We start from the raw sequence: 22,945 nt of genomic DNA on the forward strand, positions 1-22,945 counted from the left end.
CCACTTCTGATTGGAGGGTGGGGGAGGAGGCGTAGGAGTTCTGTCAAAACGCCTGGCGTTTTCTTCGGTCTGCATATGGGCGCAGAGTGAAACGTAGGTTGGATAAGCGAAGCGCCATCCAACACATACGCTTCAGATTTATCCTGAGAAAAAGCCCAGATTGTAGATATCGCATTGGCGTTGGTAGAGCCAAGCAGGTTGATGCCCAAAGCAAAAACGGTTTCGCAGAAGTTGTTGAAAAGTATTCCTGCCTGCACAAGTCGGCAATGCGCTGTGCATGTGAAATTAATGGGAACGTATCCCCTGCCTTATATTAATCATTCAGCTCGTTCGCCAACAGAAGTTATGTCTGGGCCTGTTACAACTAGTGTGGCCATTCAGCTCCGCATGTCGGAAGGCGCTTCACTTTTCCGACCTACCCACTTCTGATCGGAGGGTGGGGGAGGAGACGTAGGAGTTCTGTCAAAACGCCTGGCGCTTTCTCTGGTCTGTATATGGGCGCAGAGTGAAACGTAGGTTGGATAAGCGAAGCGCCATCCAACACATACGCTTCAGATTTTCCTGAGAAAAAGCCCAGATTGTAGATATCGCATTGGCGTTGGTAGAGCCAAGCAAATTGATGGCTAAAGCAAAAACGCTTTCGCAGAGGTTGTTGAAATTCGTTCGTTAATGTCCTGGATAGTCGAGCCTCATTGTCACAGTGAGGCTCCATGAACAACGAACGGATTTATGTCTCCGGCTTAGACAATCTTTGTCGTGATGGACCATCCTTTCATGGTCAGTTGTGTCTGTATGCTGTTTCCGCCGAGGTGCGAGAGTCCGACGGGCAGCACGGTTACGCTGGGCCCTTTGACGCTTGCGGCTGCGTTGATCAAATGAGCGGCGATCCCCGGATTGCGTTCGTCTGATTTGGCTGCCAGTCCCTGGTCGACGACTTCGACGGTATTTTCTCCTTCGGCGAACAACACGTCTTTCAAAAGCGTCGCCCTGTAATAAAACAGAGAGTGATTGATTGATCCGAGGTTTTTATCGGCGGGATCGGCAATGGTGAGCTTCTCCATCTTGGTCAGTCCGGCGCCTGATCCAACGATACTTCCGTTCTTGATGGGGAGTTCGACCGCCGCAATGGTCGTATGCTTGCTCCCTAATTTGCCGATGGCGGCGACCACGGCTTTGGCGCCTGCAATCATCAACGTCTGATCACCGGGTAAAAGCGGCGATAACGTCTCCGTACTATGCTGTTCGCCAAGCAGGACGATGAAGCTGCTGTCCTTCTTTAGAATAACCCCTAGTGGCATGCCAGGATCAGGCAACATAAGCCCGATGCCGTCAATCGTTAACCCTTTCTTGTTTAAAGGCAGATAAGTTAATTTATAGGCGTTAAGTACCGCATCCGCGTGATTTTTCGCCTCTAACTCTCCAGACATAAGAACTCCTTCCTTTTGTCGATTTAATGAAGTCTTTCATCGAATTTATTCTGAGATCAGCGCCAGTAGGATCTCCCATAATCTTCCTGAACGCCTTTCATAACTCGCTGAATTTATTGCCATCTTCATCATACTAAATAAATCTGAAATGTCCCTCAGTAAATTTGTCCGTTATTTTTAGGAGAGCGACTTTAATCTGATCCCAGATGAAGGCCGCCACTCTGTTCTAACCCGTTTTCATGTAGAAATTTTTACCGCTTTTGCGAGATAACGCTGATACTCCTCATCAGGAACAAAAGAGCCTCCCGTCAGCCAGGGGATATGCACGCTATTCGACATGCGGTGGGTGAGGTGATGTGAGTCTAAATACTTCTGTCCGGCCTCGGTCATCAGCATTTCAGGGCCGAGGCAGCCGATGGCCGCAGAGGGCTCAACTTCAATATTTTCCAGCTCTTTTAGCAGATATAGCTGCTGGTAAAGCTGTTCATCCGTCGCCGTATACACGCCTGACAGGAGGTTGCGCGTGGCGTCGCACACCCACTGTGATGCGCCGCCGACAGCCAGGCCATCAGCATCTGTGCGGTTCTTTAAACCGAGTTCGTAGATAGAGGTCGGAACCGCGCCCGGTGCGCCAGCCATGCCAAGTAGCATACAGGGCGCCTGTACCGGCTCGGCAAAAAAGCAGTGAACATGGTCATTGAAAATATGTTTCAGGCCATAGGTAATGCCGCCTGGGGCTCCACCCACGCCGGCAGGCAGATACACAAACAGAGGATGCTCGGCATCCACCTTAATGTTCAGCGTTTCCAGCTGCGCCTGAAGGCGCCTGGCTGCGACAGCGTAGCCCATAAAAAGGTTGGGGGATCTTTCATCATCGACAAAATAGCCGTACGGATCGGCAATCGTCTCAAGGCGTCCGGCCTCAAGCGCCGCGCCATAATCGGCGTCATGCTCAACGACCCGCACGCCACGTTTTCTAAGGCGCTCCATTTTCCATTCTTTAGCATCTGACGACATATGGACTACTGTTTTGAACCCCAGCGCAGACCCTATGACGCCAATGCTCAGACCCAGGTTGCCTGTGCTGCCGACGGTGATGGTGTGCTGTGAAAACAGGTCGCGAGCTGATTGGGATGCGAGCGTACAGTAGTCGCTGTCTACGCCCTTAAGCACACCATGCTTCAACGCCAGGGATTCAGCAAAACAAAGCACTTCATGAATGCCGCCGCGGGCTTTGACTGAGCCTGCCACCGGCAAGTCATGATCCGCTTTCAGGTACAGCGAACCGCCCACTAGATTAATCCTGCTGTTAAGCCGATCGGCTTTTATCAGGGAAGACTCAATCAGTCCGTGGCTGGGTTCGAGTTCGGGGAACAGTCTCTGTAGTAGCGGCGCAAATCGTTTGAGGCGGGCTTCCGCCGCGTAGAGTTCATCGACGTCTGGGGTGGAGGGAGCTGAAGCCGGAATTTGATAATTGTTGTTTAGCCATACTATAGATTGGCTATTCTGGATGGCTTTAAGCTCGTCTTGGGCGATACTGAGAGGATTCATTGTTTGTCCATGCTGACTGGCTTTGTATTAGTATGTTTGGAAATTCTGGGTTTTCGTTACTTGGAAAGCAAACGATAGAAATTCAACGGCTGTTTAGTATTGCTAAACGCTAACGGGAAGGTTAACGATGTCAGGACTGGGTGCGCGTACCTTTTCCACGCTGATTTATTTTGAAGCCTGTGGCAGGTTATTAAGCTTCTCTGAAGCCGCCCGGGAACTCTATGTCACTACCGGCGCTGTGAGCCAGCAAATTCGCAAACTGGAAGAACAGCTGGGAATCAAGCTGTTTGAGCGTCGCCCGTCCGGTATCCAATTAACGGCTAAAGGCAGCGAATTATTGACCGTGACGCGGCAATCAATTGACGCCATCAGACTGACTATTGATCGTCTACAGACGAGTCCTAATGATTCCTCCGTCAGACTTACCTCTACGCCGTCGTTTGTTTTTAAATGGCTGATTCCAATGCTCAAAGAGTTCAATCTCAGCCATCCCGATATCAAGATTGAAACCTATGCGGAAGCGGCGCTGCTTAATCTGGGCGCCGCTAGTTTTGATTTGGCCATCGATTACAGCGACGGCGAATATCAGAACTTTGATGCGACGCTGCTGGTGGAGGAAATCCTGCTGCCGGTCATCAGCCCTGAGTATATGAAGGGCGCGAACTGGCAGGACCCCAAAATCTGGGATAGCGTCTCGTTGTTACATGATGCGATGCCCTGGCCAGATTCCCCCCGGGACGCAGAATGGCGCTACTGGCTGGATCAGTCAGGTCTGCCTGATGCGCCCAGCCAGCAGGGCCATTACTTTAACCGTTCGGATATGGCCATCGCAGCTGCTGATGCAGGCCTTGGAGTAGCGCTTGCGCGCGGTTCCCTGGTAAAAGAAGAGCTGGCCAGCGGTCGTCTCATCGCACCGCTTCCCGCGACGCCTTCCTGTTGCAACTATTACCTGATCACCCCCAAAGGCAAAGCGATCAGCCATAACGCCAGCGTGCTGAAAGACTGGCTGCTGAGCAAAGCGTAAACGCCGCTCCCATGCCAAACTGAATAGACATAGGGAAAACCGTAGGTTGGATAAGCGAAGCGCCATCCGACAGGTACGCTCCAGATCCAACAAGCCCTGAACATTGACCATTCGGCAACACATTCCATTACCAACAATAGGCCGCCAGGGGTAGGGTTAATAGCCGGTACTTTGGCTGTGGCGACCCAGGTAGTATCAACGTCCCCAGGGAATGCTAACCCTGACTTCTACACTTAATATGGATTTTTAAGCATGTCATATTCCAGAAGCCGAACACATATTGCGACGGAAACAAAGTATTCAAAAATTCGCCGTGAAGTTATCGAAGACGCCAATGCTATTCTTCCTGTTCAACTTAAATCGGTCGTTTCATACTCTCTCATTACCCCAAAGGCCATTATAGAGCAGCGCTCCTGGCATAATACTTTCGGTCGTCGAGTGGAGTGGGACTGGGAAAGAGATGACTATGGTTACTATCACTTTTTGTATCAGGAACCCAAGCGCTTTGAGTTAGCTATTTGGTGGCGTGAAATGAAGCTGTGCGCACTCTCTTTAGGACAACCTACATGGTCTGGCAGTCGTCTAAGACTTGATTTTATTGAGTCTGCCCCTGGCGATAATCCTCTAAAAGGAAGCACTTTCAACTTAATCGAGATTGCGGCCAGAATATATGCTAAGCATATTGATGCTCATGAAATCAGACTTATGAAACCAGTAAACGCCAATGTAATTGACTTCTATTGTTCCAAGGGCTACGAATATAACAGCCGCGGTAACTTTTGCTTCAAGGTGTTGAGATGACTGAAGATAAAAAGCGAGACTCCGATTATGAGGAGTTCCTGCGTCAATTACGTGAGGAGATAAAAGATGGCTTCGGAGCGGTCATGGAAGATGAACCACAGGTTCAGTTGGGCTCTTTAGATTTGGTTTTTACACCCGATTCGGAGCTTTTCCCGAGTGAACTGGAAGAATACCGACCAGAGGAGAAAAAGCTTCGCCTGGTAAAGAAGTGAGCCCGCATGAGAAGCGGGCGCTAGATAAGCAGGAGTCCACCCATCTGGATGGATTCACTGCTGATGAGTTGGAGGCCATTAAGGAGGCTGTGCTGCGTGTAAGGTCGGCCCGTCACTCCCAGAGTCCCGAGTGGGTCAAAGGAAATGCGCCGAAGGAGCTTGGGCAATATCTCGTTGCAATTGAGAGCCAGGCAGGGAACACGATTGCCTGTTGTCGCTACTCTCCTGTGTTGGGTTGGGCCCATAAAGATCCAAGTGAAACAATTGTGGCGTATATGCGCTTGGAAGATGCAGTGAGCGCGCTGCCTTCTCCTTGGGAAGGTAAGTCTTAGCGCGGCGATCATATCAAACACCTCCACATAACCCTTCCATATCCCCCTGCGCCAGGGGCTATTGCCCCCGGCCTCGTATCATTACCCAGAAAGTTAGCAGGATTATTTCGATGTCGGTTTTCAGCCATGAGCTGAAGCTGGACAGGCAGAGTGAATAGGCGTGGTCGTAGCCGATTTTGTTTTTCACGTCTTCCAGACAGGCGTCGTAGCCTTGTCTGACCTGGGCCATGCCAGTGATTCCAGGCGTCACGAAGTACGTGCGCTCGATGTAGTAGGGGATGACCCGGTCCAGGTTGTTGCTGATGCCGGGGCGCTCCGGGCGGGGGCCGACGATGGACATTTCGCCGCGCAATACGTTCAATAGCTGCGGCAGTTCGTCCAGACGCGTTTTGCGCAGGAAGCGGCCGACTCGTGTGACTCTCGGGTCGTTGCGGGTGGCCCAGACGGCGCCGGTTTCTTTTTCCGCGTCGACGCGCATAGTGCGGAACTTGATCATGTAGAACAGCTCCGTGTAAGTCGGCGTTGCACGGCCGACGCGCAGTTGCCGGAACAACGCGGGCCCCTTCGAATCAAGACGAATAACCAGAATCAGCAATGGCCACAATGGCGCGCTGAGGGCAAGCCCCAGCAGGCTGACGGCAATGTCGAAACAGCGCTTGGCCGCCAGGGTGGTGGCGGGAATATAGTTCGTCGGTGAATCATTGGCGGCTGTGCGCGTTTGCATCATGGTCGGCTCCGAGGCGTTCTTGGCTGCTTTGGTGAAAACAACAACATCAGTCATGATGGGCCTCCAGTTTGACGCGCTGCCAGCGTCCGCTTTCCTGTCCGGATAAATAACGTAACGCCCCCAGGGCATTGGCGAAGTGGCCGCTGACCAAGTAATGCACCAGATTGACCGGTTTGGGCCAGAGAACACTGGGCGTCAGGGCGCGAATACTGGCGAGACCGTAAACCAATATCTGTCCCAGCAACAGAACCATCGCCAGCCAGGAGTGCAGCGAAAGCAGTAGCGTGCACAGTAGAAAGACGACCAAAATCAGAGGCATGCACACCCGTAAAAACTTGCCGGAAATATAGTTGAACGCAGTGGCGCCATGCTTCGGATTCAACAGCGGCGTAAGCATCAGCGCCTGTTGCACATTGCCGGCGGCGATGCGCTTGCGACGTTGATGATCCACGGTGAGGCTGGCCTGCTCCAGCTCTACGGCGACGATATCCCGGTCATAGATGCAGCGACGGCCTTGCGCGACGATGCGCATGGGGAGGATGAAATCATCGTTGATGGCGTTCTCAGGTAACTCTTCAAACAAACTGCGACGAAAACAGTACAGGGCGCCATGAGCTCCGATGGTGGAGCCGACGACGCTTTCCATCTCTTTGATGTTGGTCTGATAACGCCAGTAAGTTTCCTCGCCTTCCGAGCCGGGAGTGAGTATCTGATAAGAGGCCGCCACGACGCCAACGCTGGCGTCGCGCATATGGCGGGCGACGATTTTCAGGGCGTCGATAGAGATCAGCGCAGAGGCGTCGGACAGTAACACCAACTCCGTGGATGTCTCCCGCATGGCCTGATTGATGACGGCGACCTTGCCCTGGTTGATCTCGCTGGCGATGACTTGCACCCGCAACTTTTTCACATCTGCTTCCTGCAGGGTGCGATGGATGATCGACAGCGTGTCGTCCTGCGAACCATCGTCGTAAATGCAGACTTCAAAGCGATGAGTGGGGTAGTCGAGAAACGCCAGATTACGCAGCTTTTCCGCAATCACTTCCGCTTCGTTATAGGTGGGAATGATGATGCTGAGTTCAGGGTAATCGCTATGCTCCTCAACCTGATGATTATGCAGGGATTGCTGGCGCTTGCGGTTGGCCCAGTAGCGCAACAGTACGGGGTAGCCCACGTGATGGTAGACGATGATCAGCCCGAGGATCAGCGTGCAGCTCCAAAGTAGTGTGTCGGTCATGATGATTTACCTCTTTGGTGGCGATTCTTGCCGTGTCAGTCGTTCGCGATCAGCAGGCGACGCTGTGCAACTGGTCGTAAGCGGCGACCATGCCGCGGATATCCCGGTGTCGCATGACGAAATCTCTGGGGTCGGCGCTCAACGTGGTGCGCAGGCTGTAACGCAGCGCCTTGGCCAGGGCCGCGGAGTTATCCGCTGGCACCAGAATGCCGGTAGTCGGACACAACGCTTCGCGGCTGCCGCCCACATCGGTGATGACGGCGCGTGCGCCGCAGGCCTGTGCTTCCAGGGGAGACAAGGGCATTCCTTCCGCTTTCGACGCCAGACAGAACACATCCAGCGCCTGATAAAAGCGCGGCATATCATCAACCAGGCCCAGAAAATGCACCCGATCGCTGAGATTAAGATCCCGCACCTGACGTTGCAGTTGCGCTTCCTGCGGGCCTTTGCCGGCGAGAGCGAGATGCACGTTGGGCGGCAGGCGAAACATGGCGTCGAGCAGAACGTCATGTCCCTTCACTTCATGCATACGCGCGGCGCAGCCGATGATCGCCTGATCATCCGGCAGCCCGAATGAGCGCCGTGCGGCGGCCTTGTCTCCGGGCTTGAAGCGACGCGTATCTATGCCGTTGGGAATCACCCGTGGCTGCGCGTGAGGGATGCGGCTCCTGATGTGATCAGCGACGATTTCGGCGTCCGCCACCAGTTGCGGACGAATGAATTTCAGGCATTTGGAGGCCAGACTCTGATGGTTGTCCAGGCCCAGATGCCATGCGTCGTGTTCGGTATGGATCAACACGGGAATGCGCGCCAGACGCGCCGCCGCGCCGCCGTAAAGCAACGGACCGATATGATGGGTATGCACCACATCCGCCTTGAGGGTTTTGAACAACGCCGCCAGCTTCAGCAGTAGACGCGGTTGTAGACCGGGGGGTTTATCGAGGAAGTGCATGACGCCGGCATACTGACTCAGTCGCGGCCACAGGGAGACCATTTGCGACTCCCGACCTTCCAGGCTGACCAGATGCACGTCGGCGTTGGCGCCGGCGAAACTTTGCAATTCCAGACAAATGCTTTCGATGCCGCCCGGCGACAAATGCTGTACAACCTGGACGACCACTTTGCGCTGAGAAGATGTCGATGTCATAGGTATACCTCGTTAAATGGACTGCGATCAGGATTCAACCGGCGTCAGGTCGCGGGCGGATTGAAATCCTATGGCGACTTGCCTGAAGTCCGGCAGGCGCGAGATGACTGGCGCGCCGATAATTTTTTCCGCCACATCGCGACGGATAATGCTGGTGTCGATAATTTCCAGAATCACGGCGATGGCTGCGCCGAGAAACAACCCGCCCAGGGCGCCGCTGATGAAATAGACCACCAGAGGCAGATTGATGGGGGCATGGGGCGTGAACGGGCGATCGATGATCTTGACCCGGTCGTGTTCTTCGAAGCGCCCCAGAGCGCCTGTGACTTTGGCCATTTCATAGCGCTTGAGCAGGTCGTCGTAGATATGCTGTTTGGTGACGATATCCCGCTCCAACTCCCGCAGTCGCTGTTCTACCTGGGCGAAGCTGTCGAGCTTGGTTTTCAGTCGCGTCAGGGTCTGTTGCAGGCTGGCGGTCTCTTGCGTTAGCTGCTGCTGGCGGGACTGCGCCTGCTGAATGGATTCCAGTTGCGACACCAGTAACGGGCTGACCCGACTGCCAGTGGCGCTGCGGTCTTCCCCTGCGTCAGCGAATTCCGCCGCCAGACGCCAGAGTTCGTCGATGTTCTGCGGACTCATGCGCCGGGTCTGGGTCACCAGCGTATCGCGCTCCTGACGCAGCCGCTGCAGGCTGTGTCTGGCGGCCACCACCAGGCTGTGTTTGTCGGTGTAGCGGGCCTGCAGTTGATTCAGTTCGGCGCTGGCGCGAATGATGTCCGCCTCAATGGACGCCAGCAGTGGGTTGGCCTTGAGTAACTGCGTGTTCAGGGTTTCGATGGCGGCGTCAGCGCCCGCCAGCTCGACCTGTTTGATCTGCAGTTGCTTTTCCGTCTCCCGTAATTGCTCGATATCGAAGTGCATCTGCCCGGGCAGGTTGCCGCTGTACTGGGATTTAAACGTCGCCAGTGTGTTTTCCGCCGCCAGCAGCGCCTGCTGCTGCGCCAACAGTTGCTCCTCCAGAAAGTTTTCGGAAGCGTCGATGGAAGAGCGTTCTGGAGCGAGCAGCACATTCAGAAAATGCTTGGAAGTGACCTCCAGCGTGCGCGCCATATCATGAGGGGAGGAATCCGTCAGGCTGATTTTGATGATATCGGAGCCGATCAGCTCTACCTTCAGGGAGTGGGAAAGCCGATTCAGCACCGGGTCGCCGATGCGGCCGCTGTCTTTATCGCCCAGACCCATTTCCATGGCGACCTCGCCCAGCATATGGCGTGAATGCAGCAGCGCTTGAAGGGCCGCCATGCGCTCCTTGAGCTGGGTGGATACGGAGAAATCCGCCAGGAACGGATTCAGTTTTGACGTTTCCTGGATCAGCAGCGTGGTGTAGCTCTGATACTTCTTCGGCGTGACGGCGCCGATCAGCAAAGCCAGAAACGGCGCCGCCAGCAAAGGCGCTACGATGGCGTAGCGGCGTCGCCAGGCCGCCGCGGCCATGTAGTGCAAATTCAGGAAGACGCCGACGCGCATTGCTTACCCCTTGGCGCTCAGGCGCGCGCTGGAGGCGGGCAGACTGGGGTCGAAGCGGATATCCACCGGCAGGCCTTGCATGGCTAACAAAGCGCGTAGCTTGCCGCCCCAACGCAGGCTTTCATTGAGCGCCTGGAAAGGTTGCGCGGCGTCAGTGGCCGCCACTTGCAGCATCAACCCCTTGTCCAGACAGGCGGCGCAACGGCTGACGAAAGCCATGGCGCGTGCTTCCAACTGTTTCCAGCCTGGGCTTTGCAGGGGCGCGTCTATGGCGTCGATAGTCAGGGTCAGAAAGGCTGGTGCGGTTTCTTCCGCGGGCGTTTGCGTCATTGCGAACAGGGTTTGGTTGACGCGTTCTATGTCCATCCGTTCGCTTTGCATGGCGCATCCGGTCTGAAATAGAACGGCGATGATCGGTAAAGTTTTAACCCATTTGTTCATGTCGATGTCCGTCTGCTTGAGTGAGTTTGCGCGCCTGAATATCTGGCTTGTGATGAAGATAACCAAAAAGCGTTCCAACTATTTTTGTACGCTAAATCAATGAACTATGAGCCGCCTTATTTGGCTGCTCGCATTTTGCGTCGAGTTGTGCGGCGCTATGCGCAAATTGCTTCAGGCATTGTTTGACGGTTTGCGCCCGCCGCGACCAGGACTCCTGCGCGGCGGCTTGTCTGAGCTGGTTGGCGTTGGCGTGGAACGGGCAGGCCTCGATCTGCTTTAACGCATCGACGAAGTCCGCGGCGGAATCGGCGATGCGCAGCAGATCACCGTAGCTCTCCACCGCCGGGAAACGGGTGGAGACGATACTGGCGCCCGCCGCCATATACTCCCGCAGCTTGAGCGGGTTGCAGGCCATGATCTGGCCATTGCGTCGAAACGGCAGCAGGGAGGCGCGCCAGTGTTGCGCGTAGGCGGGCAACTCGTGATGCGGGCGTGGTCCCAGCAGGCGGACATTGTCGAGGCGGCGCAGCGGCTCCACGTCAGTCTGTACGGCGCCGATGACCAGAAAGGTCCAGTGGGGCAGGGCGCGTGCGCAATGGCTCATCAGCTCGACATCGAACCACTCCGACACCGAGCCGTAGAACCCCGCCACCGGGCCTTCCGCCGGCAGATCCCCTGGTCGCGGCTGCGGCGAGCTGAACAGGCGGTAGTCCACGCCGTGAGGCAGCCACTCGGTTTTGGCGGCGGCGAAGCGACTCCCCAGGGTTTCGCTGGCGACAAAGATTTTGTCCGCCTTACCCGCCAGTTCGGATTCCATCGCCGCGATGGGACCGTGATCCACGCCCGCGAGACTGCGGAAATCGTCGCCACAGTAATAGACCACGCCACGTTCGCCGAGGCGTCCTACCAGGTCCGCCATTGACGGCAGGGAGGACCACAGAATCAGCGCGCTGTCTTTGCGGATATAGGGCGTCAGCTGGCGTTTTAGCAGCGCTGCGTTGAGTTGTCGAACCAGTCGCGAGCCGAACAGAGGAATCACTAACGGATTGATCAGGCGACAAGGAGCGGCGTCTTGCGCGCCTTGTTGATGTGTACGTTGAGCGCTGGCGCCGAAGCGGGACATCAGCTTGCGACACAGACGCAGTAAATCATGTCGCGTCAGGCGCGGGCGGCGCAGTCCAATGGAGTTGACCCAGATGACCTCATAGTCGTCGCCAAGATGACGGATAAGGTTCTGGGTGCTGCTGGGATGGGCGCCCCAGTCTTCGCCGAAAACGATCAGTTGCGGCTTTTGCGTGGCGTTCATCATGGCTCATTCCTCCTCCGTCAGGGTCCTCAATACTCGAGCTGGAACGCCCCCCGCCAGCACATTGGCGGGAAGGTCGCGGGTGACCACGCTGCCGGCGGCCACAATGGTGTTGCGACCGATGCGCACCCCCGCCATCACGCTGACGCCGGTGGCGAGCCAGACGTTGTCCTCCAATATGATCGGGCCGACCTGGTCGTCGGTTTCAGGCTTGCCGGCGGCGCGCGCCGCCGCGTCCAGAGGATGACCGGGATAGCCCGCCAGAAAGGCGCGTCCGGCGATGCGCACGTTGTCTCCCAGAATGACTTCGGAACCCACGGCGATGGTGGTTTGCCAGCCGATGTCCACGTTGTCGCCGACGATCAGCCGGGGCGTATTGGGAGACGACGTTCTGCCCGAAAAGGTGGAGAGCCCTGATACCCGACAGTCTGCGCCCATTTGCACGCTCAGCGCGCCGGTGACCAGCGGCATGCCGGAGTATAGATAAAGGTTGCGGGCGGGGGTTTCCAGCCGCGACTGAAACATTGGCGTCCAGTAGAAAATGCGCGACAGATTCTCCAGCATGCCGCTCAGGCTGCGATGAGCCAGATACAGCGGTTTGTGCAGAACGGGAATGCAAGGAATCTGAAAGCGACGAATTCCGAAATAGACGGCGCGCAGGGCGCTCGCCGCCATGGAGTCGCTGTGTTTGATGCGGGCTCTTAATGTCGCCCCGGAGAATGTGTTCATCGTCGACCTCCTCGGATGGTTTGAGAGGTCCTACGCAGTTTGTGGGCCAAAGCGAATTATCCCCGAGGGATCAGAATCTTAGCCTGTGACAAGGGTGAAACTGGCCTTAGTGCGATGCCTTCGTCATGGCGTTTTGATTTGCAAATTACAAATGGAGCGGGATATCCGCCAAATCAAAATGAGATGGGAGTATCTCTAAGTCACTGCTGTGAAAGAATATTCGCGGGAATTTAACTAACTGGCGCAGATGTTGAAACGACTCGTAGCAAAACCATGAGGAACGAGTATGACTATTTGCAGCATCAGCATTCCCCTACAGCAAGGGCGCCCCGTCCTTTCCCTGGAGCATGACGCCTCCGTCATGTTCAAACGCAATGCTCACAGCGCGTTGACGCACTTTTCCGGTCCCGGTTTTCATCTGCTCACGTGGGGAGACCCCGCGCACTGCGATCAGGATGCGGAGATCAGAGGTAACTGTCGTCGCGGTCTGTTCAAGCCTTATTGGGGCCGCTCCTGGATTTATGTCGACCGGGAACGCAATGAAGTCGCCGGCTGCACAGACCGCCTGGGTCTGTTTCCGATTCTTTATTGTCACCGTTCAAGCCAGTTAACAGTGACCTCGGATCGAGGTCTCATGTTGGAGTTGCTGGGAGACGAGGCGCAGATCAACCCGCAGGCGATGCTGGACCTGCTGGCTTTCGGGCAGGTGATGGACGAGCAGTCGATCATGCGGGGCGTCACGCAATTGCGCGCGTCCCGTTGCTTCCATTTTTCCAGCGATGGCCAGCTACAGCTGCGGGACTTTCCCCCTTATCGGCTGCAGAAAGTGCGTTGCGCCACGCTCAACGAAGCGGTCGACGCTTTTGTCGGCGCGGTGGACAAATGTTTTCAGTCGAGCCCAAGGGTGGCGGTTTCCCTGTCCGGCGGTCTCGACTCGCGCTTGATTCTGGCGGCGGCGTTGAAGCTGGGGCATAAACCGGTGGCGTTCAGCTATGGCTGTCCCGACTCGTCGGACATGCGCATCGCCAGGAATATTGCAGAGTCCCATGGGCTGCCTTTTTTCGCCGGCGATATGCGCGGCTCGGATCGCTGGACGTCCATGAAACGCATTGCGTTGCGGGGCGGCTGTGAAGTGCCGGTGCAACACGGCCACGCCCTGGCGGATGAAACCCTGCTGGATCAGACCCGGGGCTTTACCGTCATCACGGGGACGGGCGCGGAGACGTTCCGGGCCTTTTACTACGATCGCGGCGCGCCGGGTTATTCGCTGATGGCGGTGGAAAGGCTGGCATCGCGCCTGCTGCCCTATGCGCGACGATATATTCGGGAAGAATTCGGCAAGCTCGCCAACCCAGTTATTCGCGCATTCCCCGAACTGGGGGGACGTCTGGAAGCGCGCTTTCAGATGATGCTGGATCGCTATCACGATTGTGAAACTGACGCTGCGGATCTGATGGACAACGTCTATCTGGCGGAGCGGGTCGGGCGCATGGTGGTGTCCGGGCAACAACTGCTGGACAACGATTACGAGCGCTGCCATCCCTTTTTGCATCCCAACGTGCTTGAGACCTTGGGCGCGCTGCCGGTGCGTCTGCGCCTGGGCAGTCTGTTTCACCGCAAAGCCATCGCCAAACTAAGTCCATCGCTGGCCAGCGTTGACTGGGATAAAACCGGCAGACCCCTGCGTTCGGGACTGCGCTGGCGGGAACGCTATCCGGGGCTGGCCGCCCGCCTGGGGCGTCAGCCTTGTTGGGGTAAAGCGTCCAGCGGCGTGTTCGATTACGCCGCCTGGCTGGACCTGGATAACGTGGAGCCCATGCGCGCGTCATTGTTGCAGGAAGGTCTCAGCGAAGGGGATTTCAAACGCGGCGTCGACGCCTTGTTGACGGATGCCTCAGCGTTGCATGTGCGCGGTCTGAACATGGTGCTGGGTTATTTGAACTCAGGCCGTCGGTCGGCGGAGGGCGGGGTATGAACGCGATATGCCGAGCCACGCAGGACCTGCCGGCGGCTGCGCCGCTGAAGTCGGTGGGTTATGTGCTGCCGCAATTTCCCGTGCTCACGGAAACCTTCGTAGGGGTGGAAATGCGGGCGATGCAGCGCCTGGGGCATCAGGTGACGCCCATCTCGCTATCTTATCCTCAGCAGGATGGACAACCCCGGGACGAAGCATTGGCGGTGGCCGCCCTGTACGTTGGCGATTGCAGTCGTCAGCAGGGCTGGTTCACCTGGTTGAAGAACCTTCGCGGCTGGGGTCCCAGCGCCCGCTTTGCTTTGGGACAGGATGGCATCCGCGCGCGTTCACTATTGTTGCAGGCCGCCCAGGTCGCGGCGCTGGCGCAGCACAGAGGATGTCGTCATCTGCATGCGCATTTCGCATTGCACTCCGCCGCCGTGGCGATCGCCGCAGCGCGGTTGATAGGCGTGTCCTGCTCATTTGTCGGCCATGGCTTTGATGTATACGTCAGCCCGGCGGACCTTCGCCTCAAGCTGTCCTGCGCGGATTTCAGCGTGGCGGTTTGTGGCGATATGGAGCGACTGTTTCGCTCCCTGGCCGGTGGCGGAGCCGGGATTATTAACATTCCCTGCGGCGTGGAGCTGGATCGTTTGCCTTATCAGCATGGCCTGGGGGCGAGAAGTCGGCTTCTGTTTGTGGGGCGGCTGACGGAGAAAAAGGGGCTCAAACATTTACTGGAAGCGTTGGCGGCGATGCCTTCCGCGGAACGTCTCAGTCTGGATATTGTCGGCGAAGGGCCGCTGTCTTCCGTGCTGCGCGAGCAGGTCGCCAGCCTGGGGCTGCAGGAGCAGGTGTCATTTCTGGGCGGCCGCGAGGCGGAATGGATCAGCGCCGCCATGACCCGCTATCACGCTTTAGTGGCGCCGTTTTGTGAAGCGCCTAATGGCGACCGGGACACTGGACCGCTGGTTTTGAAGGAAGCCATGGCGGTCGGGCTGCCGGTGGTGACCACCCAATTTATGGGCGCGGCGGAGATCGTGCGCCCCGATTGCGGTTTTCTGGCGGCGCCGGGAGACAGCCAGAGTCTGGCTTGTGCGATTCAGCATCTGCTGGATACATCAGACCGAGCGCTGCAGAAGATGGTGCTGAACGCGCGTAGACGAGTGGTGGCGGAATATTCCTCCGTGCGCCAGGCGCGCCTGTTGTCACTGGCGATTCAAGAGTTGTAATCATGTCTTCGCTGTTCAGACAGGCAGTGTATTACGGGTTGGGGCTGGTGCTGATGAAGGGCGTCAGCTTCGTAATGCTGCCGGTGATCACCCATTACCTGTCGCCCCACGAATACGGCCGTCTTGATGTCCTGCTAACGCTGATGAATCTGCTCGGTCTGGTGATCGGCCTGGGGGTGGTGGACGCCATGTATCGCTTTGCGGGGATGGCCTCCAGTGAGCAGCAGCGACGCAAAGTGATCGGCAGCGCCTATTTCCTGAGCTGTCTGGCGGGCGTGGTGGTGTTTGCGGCGCTGCGTCCGGCAACGTCCTGGTTGAATCAATGGTTGCCGGCCAGCTACAGCGATCAGGAGTTGTCATTGTGTCTGGCGGCGTTGGCGCTAAGCGGATTTATTTCTGTGCCCCTGGCCTGGATGCGTATGCAGGACCGGGCGGAAGGGTTCTTTTGTTTCAGTGTGGGCAAGGCTTGTCTGCATGCGGCGTTGGTGTATGTGTTATTGCGCAGGGGGATGGGACTGGATGCTGTGCTGTGGGGCGCGCTGGTGTCCAACGCGGCGCTCGCTCTGGCGGCCTTGGCGGTGCAGAGTCGTCATGTGACGCCTTCCTCTGCGGCGGCGCTGGCCAGGCCTTTGCTGAAATACGGCTTGCCTCTGGTCGGCGGCGGTCTGTGCATTTTCCTGACGCAAGGCGCTGAACGTTGGCTGCTGGCGGGATTAGGCGGTGCGGAAGAATTGGCGGTATACGGCGTGGCGGCTCAGTTCGCGCTGGTGGTGGCGCTGGCGATCGAGCCCTACACGCTCTGGTGGTTTCCCCGTCGCTTCACCGTGTTGGGTCGCGCGGATGGCGTCGCCCTGAACGCGCATTACGCGGCGGCGGGCGCGATGATGGCGTTGTCCGTAGCCATTGGCGCGGGCTGTGTAGGGCCTTGGGCGCTGCGCTGGCTGCTGCCGCCTGAATACGATATGGCGGCCCAGTTGTTACCCTGGCTCGCTTTGGCCATGGGCCTGAAACAGTGCTCTCATTTGATGAACCTCGGCTGTTATGTGGAAACGAACACCCGTCTGCCCACGGGGTTGAATGTGATGGTCGCCGTTGTCGCCGTTCCAGCATACGCCCTTGCGGCGGCGCACAGCGGCGTCTTCGGCGTGGTGTACGCCGCTGTGTTGATATACGCCTTGCGCTTCGCGGTGTTTGTCTGCGCCAGTCAGCGTCGCTTGCGACTGGATTATCCCTGGCGCGATCTCAGCATCGTATTGAGCGCCGCCGTGTTCACCCCGGCGTTGATTCAGATGGATCAGTTTACTGCGGCATTATGTGTCGGTGGAGTAGGGCTGGCGCGCGCCGGGGCGACTTTATTGCGTAAGCAGCGTCTGGTGACTGCATCTATGGAGACGGAGCTGTGCAAGCCCTGAGTCGGCGCTACCAATTGACGCTGGGCGCCGGCGGCGCGGCGCTGTTGTCATTGGGATTCTACTTTTCTCCCCATCCCTTGCTGGCGGGGCTGGCGCCTCTGGGGATACTGGCGGCGGTAGGCGTATTCAGAGCGCCGTTTTTGGTTTGCCTGGGCTTTATTCTGTTCTCCTTTTTTCGCCTGCATGAAGCGTTTCCCGTCCTGGGGCCGTTTCGCATTCCGCAACTGCTGGCGCTGGCGTCGCTGGCGGTGCTGAGCTGGCGCTTATTTGTTTCCAGGGCCATTGAGGTGTACTGGAGCCGTGAGCTGACGCTGTTCGCGTTTTTCTTCGCACTGACCGCCTGCGGGGTGATGCTGGCGACCAATCGAGGCGCGGCCATGGGAGCATTTACCGGCACTTACGTCAAAATCGCCATCATGGTGCTGGCCATCGCCTGGCTGACGCGCACGCCACGGGACTTTGCCGTCGCCGCCTGGGCGTTTATCGGCGCGGGCGTGGCGATCGCATTGGTCGCCATATCCAACAAGCTGAACGGCATTGGGCTGGTTGAGGGGGCGCGGGTCACCATCGGACGCGATATTGGGTCCATGATCGGCGATCCCAACGATCTGGCCTTAGTGCTGACGTTTCCCCTCAGTTTCGCCGCCAGCATGGTGCTGACCCGGGGGCAAACCCGCTGGCCGACTCTGCTGGGGCTGCTGGCTTATGGCGTGATCGTATGGGCGATCTTGTGCACTCAAAGTCGGGGCGGTCTGTTGGGAATCACGGCGGTGACCGGCGTGTTGGTGTGGCGTCGGGTGCAAAACAAAATGCTGGTGATGATGCTCGGCGGCATGGCGTTGACCGTTCTGGTCGCCGCCGCGGGCATTTCCGATCGCGCTTCCGGCGGCGCGGCGGAGGATGGCATTGATGAGTCCGCCATGGGGCGAATATATGCGTGGCAGGCTGCGTTCAATATGGCGCTGGCGCATCCTTTCACTGGCGTCGGAATCGATAATTTCTACTCCAATTATTACTTCTACAGCCCGCACTGGGACGGCAAAAATCATGCGGTGCATTCAACCTGGTTTCAGGTGTTGGCGGAAACGGGATTTGTCGGCATCAGCTTTTTCATCGTGTTGTTGGTGGGGATGTTTCGCAAGATTTTCAGCCTGCTGCGGCGCTTGAGTTATTCACCGACGCCCGACCGCACTCAGCTCATGATGACCAATTCATTGTTATCCGGACTGACAGGCTTCTGCGTATCCGGAACCTTTCTGACGCAAGGGTTTATCTGGCCTCTGTATATTCTGCTGGCGTTGACCGTGGCGGCGGGGCGCGCCGCCGAGCGGACGCCGCAATGCGATGCGCCAGGATGATCCGCGTCATGGCGTATTGGTACGTATGCTGCAAATACCCGCTTATACACACCCAGACAGGTTGTTTGGTCTGGCTTTTTTGCAATCTGCGAAGCGTAACGCTATTGAGGTAGCAACATGAGCACCCCTTTACCTTTGATTTCCGTCGTCATTCCTTCTTTCAACTGCCTGAAATATCTGCCCCATGCGGTTAATTCCGTACTTGAGCAGGATTATCCAAACCTGGAGTTGATCATCGTTGATGACGGCTCAACAGACGGCTCCAGAGAGTGGTTGCGTAATTTCACCCTGGGATATGACGGAGCAGTCACTGCGCTGTACGACAAAGGCTTGGGCGCCGGCGGCGCGCGCAACCTGGGCGTGAGCTACGCCAAAGGGGAACTGGTTGCCTTTCTGGACGCCGATGACCTGTGGGAGCCAGGCAAACTGGAACGTCAGGTGGCGTATCATCAACAGAACCCGGATGCGGTGTTGAGCTTTACTGACTATGTACATGTCCACGAAAACAACAGCGCGGTGATATGCGGCTGTTTCGAATTCTGGCCGCACTTTCAGGAAGTCGCCTTGAGTGGACTGAGAGCCGGGGATAAGCGCGATCACGCTTATTGCACACTGGAGCGCGCCACATCGACTTTGTACGTCGAAAATGTCGTCGGCACCTCCAGCGTGATGGTATCGCGAGACGCTTTCTTCGCAGTGGGCGGTTTCGACGTCAGCCTGCTGTCCGCCAGCGACTGGGATCTGTGGCTGAAACTATCCACCGTTGGCGACGTAGGATTCACCCTGGCCCAGGACATGCGCTACCTCATTCGCCGCGGCGCCATCTCCCGCAGCATGGGCAAACGCCTGGCGGCGGTGAGAACGATTTTATCGCGACACATGGACACCGCCACAGCCCAGGACCCTCAGTCCCTCAGACTGGCCCAGGCGCAACTGGCGGCGGCCTACCGCGATTACCACCGCAGCCGGGGAGAGTGGTGGAAAGCAACCACCTCCGGCATGTCCGCCTTCCTGAAACAACCCACCCGCCGCCACCTCAAAGGCGTCATCAACAGCCTGCTGGCGCACCGGGAAGTACGTTTGCAGTAAAACGAGTTGGCTATGCTGGAATGACAACAACCACAATAAACCGTTCGCCCTGAGCCCGTCGAAGGGCCACAGTCCCGTAGTGATCTTGAGCAAATCAATAACTCAACGGGAAATAATTTCCACTTGAACGGGCTGGATTGAGATGAATGCTCTGGAAGGCCCTTCGACGAGCTCAGGGCGAACGGGATGAGGGTATCGCTTGTGGTTTGCTTATATGTCCTTTCCCTCATGGGAACGGGAAAAATCTGAATACTGGATTGATTACAACCACCCAGAAACCGTTCGCCCTGAGCTCGTCGAAGGGCCACAGTCCCGCAGTGATCTTGAGCAAATCAATAACTCAACGGGAATAACTTCCACTTGAGCGGGCTGGACTGGGATGAACGCTCTGGGAGGCCCTTCGACAAGCTCAGGGCGAACGGGGTGGGGGTATCGTATGTGTTTTGCTTACATGTCCTTTCCCTCATGGGAACGGGAAAAATCTGAATACTGAATTGATAACAACCATCAATAAACCGTTCGCCCTGAGCCTGTCGAAGGGCAGCAGTCCCGCAGTGATCTTGAGCAAATCAATAACTCAACGGGAAATAATTTCCATTTGAATGGGGTGGATTTGGATGAACGCTCTGGGAGGCCCTTCGACAGGCTCAGGGCGAACGGGATGAGTGGGTATCGCTTGTGGTTTGATTACATGTCCTTTCCCCCATGGGAACGGGAAAAATCTGAATACTGGATTGATTACAACCACCAATAAACCGTTCGCCCTGAGCCTGTCGAAGGGCCTCAGTCCCGTAGTGTTCTTGAGCAAATAATAACTCAACGGGAATAACTTCCACTTGAGCGGACTGGATTGATATGAATGCTCTGGAAGGCCCTTCGACAAGCTCAGGGCGAACGGAGTGGGGGTATCGCTTGTGGTTTGTTCACACGTCCTCTCCGTCATGGGCAAGTGAGTTATCTGACTACTTAATTGATAACAACCACCAATAAACCGTTCGCCCTGAGCCCGTCGAAGGGCGGCAGTCCCACAGTGATCTTGAGCAAATCAATAACTCAACGGGAACTAACTTCCACTTGGGCGGGCTGGACTGGGATGAACGCTCTGGAAAGCCCTTCGACAAGCTCAGGGCGAACGGGGTGAGTGGGTATCGTTTGTGGTTTGCTTACATGTCCTTTCCCCCATGGGAACGGGAAAAACCTGAATACTGGATTGATAACAACCACCCAGAAACCGTTCGCCCTGAGCCTGTCGAAGGGCCGGCGCCCACGCCGCGATGGCGGGCAACATTCCTTATCGGCACATAGATGCAAGCCAGCTTTTCGACCTTTCTGCTGATATAAAATATATCTTTGATTTATTACCCTCTGTGCCTTTCCAGATAAAGAAATGGAATATGAGGAATGCATGGAGTACGACCAAGGTAAACAAGTAGGTTTGCGCTACCACGAACTATCCCATCTAGAGCGAACCATCAGCGACTTTGAGAATAAAGCACGGGCTTATCACAAAGGCGCTGAAGATAGCCCTGAAAATGAAACGCCTGCTCAGAAGAAACTAAGAGAAGAAAAGCTAAAGAGGGATTTAAAGCATTTAGACCGGGAACGGCGTAGGGCGCTATGCCTGATCCAGGTCTTTACTGAGCTTGAAAAGTATCGCAGAGATTATACAGTGAACGCTTCGGACTCCATTGAAAATGCGGAGAAAAAAGTCTCGATAATGCTTGAAGAAAGGCATCATCCTACTAAAGTACTCGCCAGATTCATGCTCATGGTCGGCAGGCCTCGTCCTAGTGCCCGGCATACACCCCATCACATCGTGCTTGGTAAAGGCAAAACGAAGTATTCTGCAGAAGCCCGGCTTAACATGCATTATTTGGGAATAAGAATTAATGATCCCGATAATGGCGTGTGGATGCCAATGACCAAATCAGACAAGGGACATTGGGCGATGCCTGATTCTCCAGCCCACGCCGAAATACACACGCATAACTATGAGGAGTGGGTATTTGAATCTACTTTTATGCATGCTGATGAGCGTACATTCAGAACTGAGTTGCGTCGAATAAGAATGTTGCTGAAAAGTGGGCGGCAACCTAGAAAAGTCACCGAGCCAGTAGATAGGAAGCGTAATACATAATGACAATATATTTGCTGCAGCCAGATAGTTACGACTATCAACAGCTTCATTTCGATCGGCGTCTGTTTCTGAGCAAAGCGAAAAATATTCAGGAACAGCGACTGTACTTAGCCTTTAGCCTTCACAACCTACCGTTAGAACCCTTTTGGGAAGGGAGTTGGGTTGGTGAGTTTAGGTCTGATGACGATGAGTCACATTGTCCAATTCCTGATATCAGCATGTGGGCCCCAGGAACGATGGTCCTCTCGCCGAAAGCGTATAAGGCGCTCGCAGAGCTGATTTCGACATGCGGGGAATTACTGCCCGTTAATTGCCAGGGAGAGCGGTTTTACATTTTTAATTGCATGACAATGGTGAACGCGGATGAAGCAGGTAGCAGAAGAACGATGGAGGGAGGGCGTGTTGTTTCTATCGACAAGTTGAATTTCAGTCCTACAAGTAGCGCGATCTTTAAGACCACGTATGACAATACATGGGGGCTCTACTGTCAGGAGGCCGTGAAAGATGCTATCGAGAGGAGTCACCTGTCCGGCATACGGGTCAGTGAGGAGCTGTCCAGATCGTTTGATCAATAAGACGCCTTATCTGCCTTAAATTTGATGTCGCAGGTTGGAGTAGCGACATTCAATATTCGGGCTAATAGGTCATCAGGCGAAGCATATGACTATCTACAGAATGCGAACCGATGGAAGTGAGTTTCAAGAGCTAATTTTTGATCGGTTTTTGTACCTGAACAAAGTTAGTGGATTGGCTGAAAAAAGAAGGTACTTGTCCTTTTTTACTCACAATTTATCGTTACAACCGCTATGGGATGACAGCTTTAGTGGCTCGTTCAAACCTTTTGAAGGGCGAACAGGAGGACCTATTCCCGATATAAGGATGTGGACCGCAGGGGCGATGGTTCTATCACCCAAAGCAGATCGAGTCTTGGCGGAGGCTATTTCGCCTTATGGGGAGTTGCTGCCGATCAACTGTGAAGGGGAGACCTATTACCTGTTCAATTGCCTGACAATGGTGGCGGCGGACGAGTCAATAAGTCAACGTTCTGTCTCTTTTGGCGCAGTTGTTTCGATTGAGAATCTGTCGTTTCCTCCTACAGACGCCATGATATTCAAAACCGATTATGACAACGGCTACAGTCTTTACTGTCAGCCAGCGTTAAAGGCGTTGATAGATCAACATGGCTTAAAAGGCATGGAGTTGCTGGAAGATTTATCCCGTTCATTTGATTAAGCATCGGCGCGCTAATCTCAAAACAGGTCGCATGTTTATTCCGTCATAAAGGCGCATGCAGAAGTATGC

General features: G+C 55.8%; 20 protein-coding genes. 11 read left to right on the top strand and 9 right to left on the bottom strand.

The annotated features are described in order from the left end of the window. Window positions 1-740 precede the first annotated feature (740 nt). Complete coding sequence (locus ONV78_RS31025; protein WP_279508468.1) at window positions 741-1,427, bottom strand: hypothetical protein; 687 nt, start codon at window positions 1,425-1,427, stop codon at window positions 741-743. A 237-nt stretch (window positions 1,428-1,664) separates the two neighbouring features. Then, complete coding sequence (locus ONV78_RS31030) at window positions 1,665-2,978, bottom strand: D-serine ammonia-lyase (protein WP_279508469.1); 1,314 nt, start codon at window positions 2,976-2,978, stop codon at window positions 1,665-1,667. A gap of 127 nt (window positions 2,979-3,105) precedes the next feature. Here ONV78_RS31030 and ONV78_RS31035 point away from each other — a divergent pair, with 127 nt between their 5' ends. The 4 genes from ONV78_RS31035 (at window position 3,106) to ONV78_RS31050 (ending at window position 5,347) form a co-directional block, all read left to right on the top strand. Next, window positions 3,106-4,002, top strand: a complete 897-nt coding sequence (locus tag ONV78_RS31035; RefSeq protein ID WP_279508470.1) for a LysR substrate-binding domain-containing protein — start codon at window positions 3,106-3,108, stop codon at window positions 4,000-4,002. Between the two features lie 252 nt (window positions 4,003-4,254). Beyond that, complete coding sequence (locus tag ONV78_RS31040; RefSeq protein ID WP_279508471.1) at window positions 4,255-4,803, top strand: hypothetical protein; 549 nt, start codon at window positions 4,255-4,257, stop codon at window positions 4,801-4,803. After that, on the top strand, window positions 4,800-5,015 hold the full coding sequence (locus ONV78_RS31045) for a hypothetical protein (protein ID WP_127971152.1): 216 nt from the start codon (window positions 4,800-4,802) through the stop codon (window positions 5,013-5,015). The genes ONV78_RS31040 and ONV78_RS31045 overlap by 4 nt, the downstream gene beginning before the upstream one ends. Then, complete coding sequence (locus ONV78_RS31050; RefSeq protein ID WP_279508472.1) at window positions 5,012-5,347, top strand: hypothetical protein; 336 nt, start codon at window positions 5,012-5,014, stop codon at window positions 5,345-5,347. Before ONV78_RS31045 ends, ONV78_RS31050 begins: the two co-directional genes overlap by 4 nt. A 58-nt stretch (window positions 5,348-5,405) precedes the next feature. On the opposite strand, the gene ONV78_RS31055 is transcribed toward ONV78_RS31050, so the two are convergent. The 7 genes from ONV78_RS31055 to ONV78_RS31085 all read right to left on the bottom strand — a co-directional run bounded on the left by ONV78_RS31055 (window position 5,406) and on the right by ONV78_RS31085 (window position 12,461). Then, window positions 5,406-6,128: a sugar transferase gene (locus ONV78_RS31055; protein WP_279508473.1), complete on the bottom strand. Its 723-nt coding sequence runs from the start codon at window positions 6,126-6,128 to the stop codon at window positions 5,406-5,408. Then, entirely contained in the window at window positions 6,121-7,311 is a 1,191-nt protein-coding gene (locus tag ONV78_RS31060) for a glycosyltransferase family 2 protein (RefSeq protein WP_279508475.1), read from the bottom strand. Before ONV78_RS31060 ends, ONV78_RS31055 begins: the two co-directional genes overlap by 8 nt. Before the next feature lie 49 nt (window positions 7,312-7,360). Beyond that, a complete protein-coding gene (locus ONV78_RS31065) occupies window positions 7,361-8,458 on the bottom strand; it encodes a glycosyltransferase (RefSeq protein ID WP_279508476.1) in 1,098 nt (365 codons plus the stop codon). 27 nt (window positions 8,459-8,485) lie between these two features. Next, window positions 8,486-9,985 carry a capsule biosynthesis protein gene (locus ONV78_RS31070; RefSeq protein ID WP_279508478.1) on the bottom strand — a complete coding sequence of 500 codons (1,500 nt, stop codon included), beginning with the start codon at window positions 9,983-9,985 and terminating at the stop codon, window positions 8,486-8,488. A gap of 3 nt (window positions 9,986-9,988) precedes the next feature. Beyond that, entirely contained in the window at window positions 9,989-10,426 is a 438-nt protein-coding gene (locus ONV78_RS31075) for a hypothetical protein (RefSeq protein ID WP_279508479.1), read from the bottom strand. A 91-nt stretch (window positions 10,427-10,517) separates the two neighbouring features. Further along, on the bottom strand, window positions 10,518-11,735 hold the full coding sequence (locus ONV78_RS31080; RefSeq protein WP_279508481.1) for a glycosyltransferase: 1,218 nt from the start codon (window positions 11,733-11,735) through the stop codon (window positions 10,518-10,520). A gap of 3 nt (window positions 11,736-11,738) precedes the next feature. Further along, complete coding sequence (locus ONV78_RS31085) at window positions 11,739-12,461, bottom strand: acyltransferase (protein WP_279508483.1); 723 nt, start codon at window positions 12,459-12,461, stop codon at window positions 11,739-11,741. A gap of 286 nt (window positions 12,462-12,747) precedes the next feature. Between ONV78_RS31085 and ONV78_RS31090 the strand changes: the two genes are divergently transcribed. The 7 genes from ONV78_RS31090 (at window position 12,748) to ONV78_RS31120 (ending at window position 22,876) form a co-directional block, all read left to right on the top strand. Next, on the top strand, window positions 12,748-14,436 hold the full coding sequence (locus ONV78_RS31090; RefSeq protein WP_279508484.1) for an asparagine synthase-related protein: 1,689 nt from the start codon (window positions 12,748-12,750) through the stop codon (window positions 14,434-14,436). Continuing rightward, window positions 14,433-15,647 (top strand): glycosyltransferase, encoded by a 1,215-nt coding sequence (locus ONV78_RS31095; RefSeq protein WP_279508486.1) that lies wholly within the window; start codon window positions 14,433-14,435, stop codon window positions 15,645-15,647. The genes ONV78_RS31090 and ONV78_RS31095 overlap by 4 nt, the downstream gene beginning before the upstream one ends. Window positions 15,648-15,649: 2 nt before the next feature. After that, complete coding sequence (locus tag ONV78_RS31100; RefSeq protein ID WP_279508487.1) at window positions 15,650-17,059, top strand: lipopolysaccharide biosynthesis protein; 1,410 nt, start codon at window positions 15,650-15,652, stop codon at window positions 17,057-17,059. Then, on the top strand, window positions 17,047-18,417 hold the full coding sequence (locus ONV78_RS31105) for an O-antigen ligase family protein (protein ID WP_279508489.1): 1,371 nt from the start codon (window positions 17,047-17,049) through the stop codon (window positions 18,415-18,417). Before ONV78_RS31100 ends, ONV78_RS31105 begins: the two co-directional genes overlap by 13 nt. A gap of 117 nt (window positions 18,418-18,534) precedes the next feature. Next, entirely contained in the window at window positions 18,535-19,506 is a 972-nt protein-coding gene (locus tag ONV78_RS31110; RefSeq protein ID WP_279508490.1) for a glycosyltransferase family A protein, read from the top strand. Between the two features lie 1,405 nt (window positions 19,507-20,911). After that, window positions 20,912-21,643, top strand: coding sequence for an AHH domain-containing protein (locus ONV78_RS31115; RefSeq protein WP_279508491.1), 732 nt, complete (start codon window positions 20,912-20,914; stop codon window positions 21,641-21,643). Between the two features lie 660 nt (window positions 21,644-22,303). Then, complete coding sequence (locus ONV78_RS31120; protein WP_279508493.1) at window positions 22,304-22,876, top strand: hypothetical protein; 573 nt, start codon at window positions 22,304-22,306, stop codon at window positions 22,874-22,876. Window positions 22,877-22,945: the final 69 nt, after the last annotated feature.

The sequence above is a fragment of the Hahella sp. CR1 genome (assembly GCF_029813005.1).
Classification (GTDB): domain Bacteria; phylum Pseudomonadota; class Gammaproteobacteria; order Pseudomonadales; family Oleiphilaceae; genus Hahella.